Annotated in this window: 3 protein-coding genes; all 3 read left to right on the top strand. The window is 62.0% G+C overall.

Annotation, left to right across the window (positions count from 1 at the left end; genetic code table 11):
* The first annotated feature begins 79 nt into the window (after positions 1-79).
* From tnpA to tnpC, 3 genes are read left to right on the top strand one after another with little or no spacing between them, the layout of a single operon-like run.
* A complete protein-coding gene (gene tnpA, locus HT136_RS25965) occupies positions 80-532 on the top strand; it encodes an IS66-like element accessory protein TnpA (RefSeq protein ID WP_214202644.1) in 453 nt (150 codons plus the stop codon).
* Positions 516-869 carry an IS66 family insertion sequence element accessory protein TnpB gene (gene tnpB / locus HT136_RS25970; protein ID WP_214202645.1) on the top strand — a complete coding sequence of 118 codons (354 nt, stop codon included), beginning with the start codon at positions 516-518 and terminating at the stop codon, positions 867-869. Before tnpA ends, tnpB begins: the two co-directional genes overlap by 17 nt.
* A gap of 41 nt (positions 870-910) precedes the next feature.
* Complete coding sequence (gene tnpC / locus HT136_RS25975; protein WP_214202646.1) at positions 911-2,512, top strand: IS66 family transposase; 1,602 nt, start codon at positions 911-913, stop codon at positions 2,510-2,512.
* The last annotated feature ends 95 nt before the right edge of the window (positions 2,513-2,607 follow it).

A 2,607-nucleotide genomic window follows, 5' to 3' on the forward strand; every position in this document is an offset into this window, starting at 1 on the left:
GTAAGCGCGAAATTCCGCGCACCTGTTCGGTTGAGTGACGCGGTGTGAAGGATGTGTCCACCAAGGAAGAGGTGGACACATGGAGTTGGCACCGATGGGCCCCTATGGGCTCGAGGTTGTAAGGGTGACGAGTAACGGCCGGCACTATTATGGTCGGGCGGGGAAGGCACGGTTGATCGAGGCGTGCCTCGAGCCGGGCATATCGGTGGCGAGGCTTGCGCTGGAGCATGGTGTCAACGCCAACCAACTGCGCAAATGGGTCAGGAAGCATCAGGAGCGGCAGAGTGCGAACGGGCAGCGGAGCGGGGGACAGTTGCCGGATCCGTCGGCGTTTATCCGGGTGGAGACGTCTCCGGCGCCTGCAGAGCGACATCCTGATGGGATCGCGAGCCGGTCTGCGGGATTGGTACCGTCAGTGCGGTTGCAGGCGTCGATGCCAAATGGCGTATCGCTGACGCTGGAGGGGTGTGACGCGCAGTTGCTGGCGGTGATGATCGATGCGCTGGGGCATTGCCATGTTCCGGCTCGCTGAAGATCTGCGCGTCTACCTCCACCGGGATCCGATCGACTTTCGCTGTGGGATCAACAGCCTTGCGATCCTGGTCGAGCAGTCGATGGGCCTCAATCCGTTCGAGCGCGCGGCGTTTGCCTTTTGCAACCGGCGCCGGACCCGGATGAAGTTGCTGTTCTTTGACCGGTCGGGCTTTGTATTGGTGCTCAAGGCGTTGACGCAGGACAAGTTCCGATGGCCCAAACGAGCGGAAACGGTGGTGGCGCTCACCGCCGAGCAATTGCGATGGCTGCTCGACGGGATCGATATTGACGCGCTGGTCCCTCATCCGGTGCGGCAATATCAGATTGTTGGTTGAAGGCCGTTGACGCAGGAACGGGCTTTCGATTCAAGACTGGAATGGATCGAGGCGGCGTCCCCACTATTGCGGAATTGATGGCGCTTCTGGCGACGAAAGCCGCTGAGGCCGAGGCATTGGCGGCCGAGAGAGACGCCCTTGCCCGGCGCATCCTGAAGCTTGAGGAGGAACTGGCGCTGGCGCGGTTGCACCGCTTTGCGCCGCGCAGCGAAAAGCACCTGGATCGTGTCTTCAATGAAGCCGAGCAGGCCTCCCTGGAGGACGATACCGACGATGGACACGACGGCGTCGACGAGCCGGTCGCCGCCGATCTTCCCGACACGGGATTGCCGGAGGCGAGAAAGCCAGAAGGGAAGAAGCGCGGGCGCAAAGCACTTCCTGCCGACCTGCCGCGCCAGCGCGTCGAGTATGACCTCGCCGACGACCAGAAGGTCTGCCCGTGCTGCAGCGAACGGATGCATCGCATGGGGGAAGTGGTAACCGAGCAGCTTCACATCGAGGTGAAGGCCACGGTCCTTCAGAATGCCCGCGCCAAATATGCATGCCGCAATTGTGACCGTACCGGGATTGCCACGCCGATTGTCATTGCGCCGATGCCCGCACAGCCCTTGCCGGGCAGCATTGCCACGGCCCCGACGCTGGCCTTTGCCCTTGTTCATAAATACGTCGATGGCACACCGCTGTATCGTCTGGCGCAAACCTTCGAGCGCGCAGGGGTACCTGTCAGCCGCGGTGTACTGGGCCGTTGGGTGATTGCTTCGAGCGAGAGGCACCTGCATCGCATCTTTGACGCCCTGAAGCTGCGGCTTCGGTCCCAGGACGTCATTCATGGCGACGAAACTACGGTTCAGGTGCTCAAGGAAGAGGGCAAAGCCCCTACCAGCACTTCGTATATGTGGGCCTACCGCAGCAGCGAGGACAGCGAACAGCCGATCGTGCTGTTCGACTATCAACCCGGTCGCGGGCAGGAACATCCGCAGGCCTTCCTCGGCGACTATCGCGGTATCCTGATGAGCGACGGTTATACGGCCTGGCGCACATTGAAAGGCGCCACGCATCTGGGCTGCATGGCCCACGCCAGACGGCGCTTTGCCGACGCCCTCAAGGCGAGGAAGAAACAAGGGGGGCCGCCCGCACAGGCGCTCAAGTTCTTCGACCAGCTCTACCGGATCGAAAGGCAGGCGCGGGACGAAATACCCGATGAGGGGGAAACGCAGGCCAGCACCATGCGCCGCTTCCGCCAGAAACATAGCGTCCCGGTCCTGGATGCCCTCAAGGCGTGGCTCGATGCCATCGCACCCAAGGTTGTGCCCGACACCAAGCTTGGCGATGCGGTCTCCTACACCCTCAACCAGTGGGAATACCTGACGCGCTACGTCGAAGACGGCAGGATGCCGATCGACAACAATCTTCTCGAACGCGACATCAGGGTTTTTGCAACGGGACGAAAATCCTGGCTCTTCTGCGACACCGTGGACGGCGCACGGGCGAGCGCCGTCACCTACAGCCTGATGCTGACTTGCCGCGCCTGCGGCGTCGAGCCTCTCGCGTGGCTACGCCATGTTCTCACTGAACTGCCCCAGCGACCTCTCGACGCCGATATCGACGATCTGCTGCCATTCAACTTCGAAAAACACGCCTGACCTGCCGACGTCGCCGCGATGGCCTGTCTCGTCCAGCGTCAACTATGATGGCCGCACTGCCTCCGGAAGCAACGTGCTACGAAATGCGCGCTTAC

It is taken from the genome of Novosphingobium profundi (assembly GCF_018491765.1).
Taxonomy (GTDB): Bacteria; Pseudomonadota; Alphaproteobacteria; order Sphingomonadales; family Sphingomonadaceae; genus Novosphingobium; species Novosphingobium profundi.

Excerpts from the sequence above, each read along its gene's own strand:
- tnpC (WP_214202646.1), top strand. The coding sequence starts at position 911 with ATGGATCGAGGCGGCGTCCCCACTATTGCGGAATTGATGGCGCTTCTG.
- tnpA (WP_214202644.1), top strand. The coding sequence starts at position 80 with ATGGAGTTGGCACCGATGGGCCCCTATGGGCTCGAGGTTGTAAGGGTG.
- tnpB (WP_214202645.1), top strand. The coding sequence starts at position 516 with ATGTTCCGGCTCGCTGAAGATCTGCGCGTCTACCTCCACCGGGATCCG.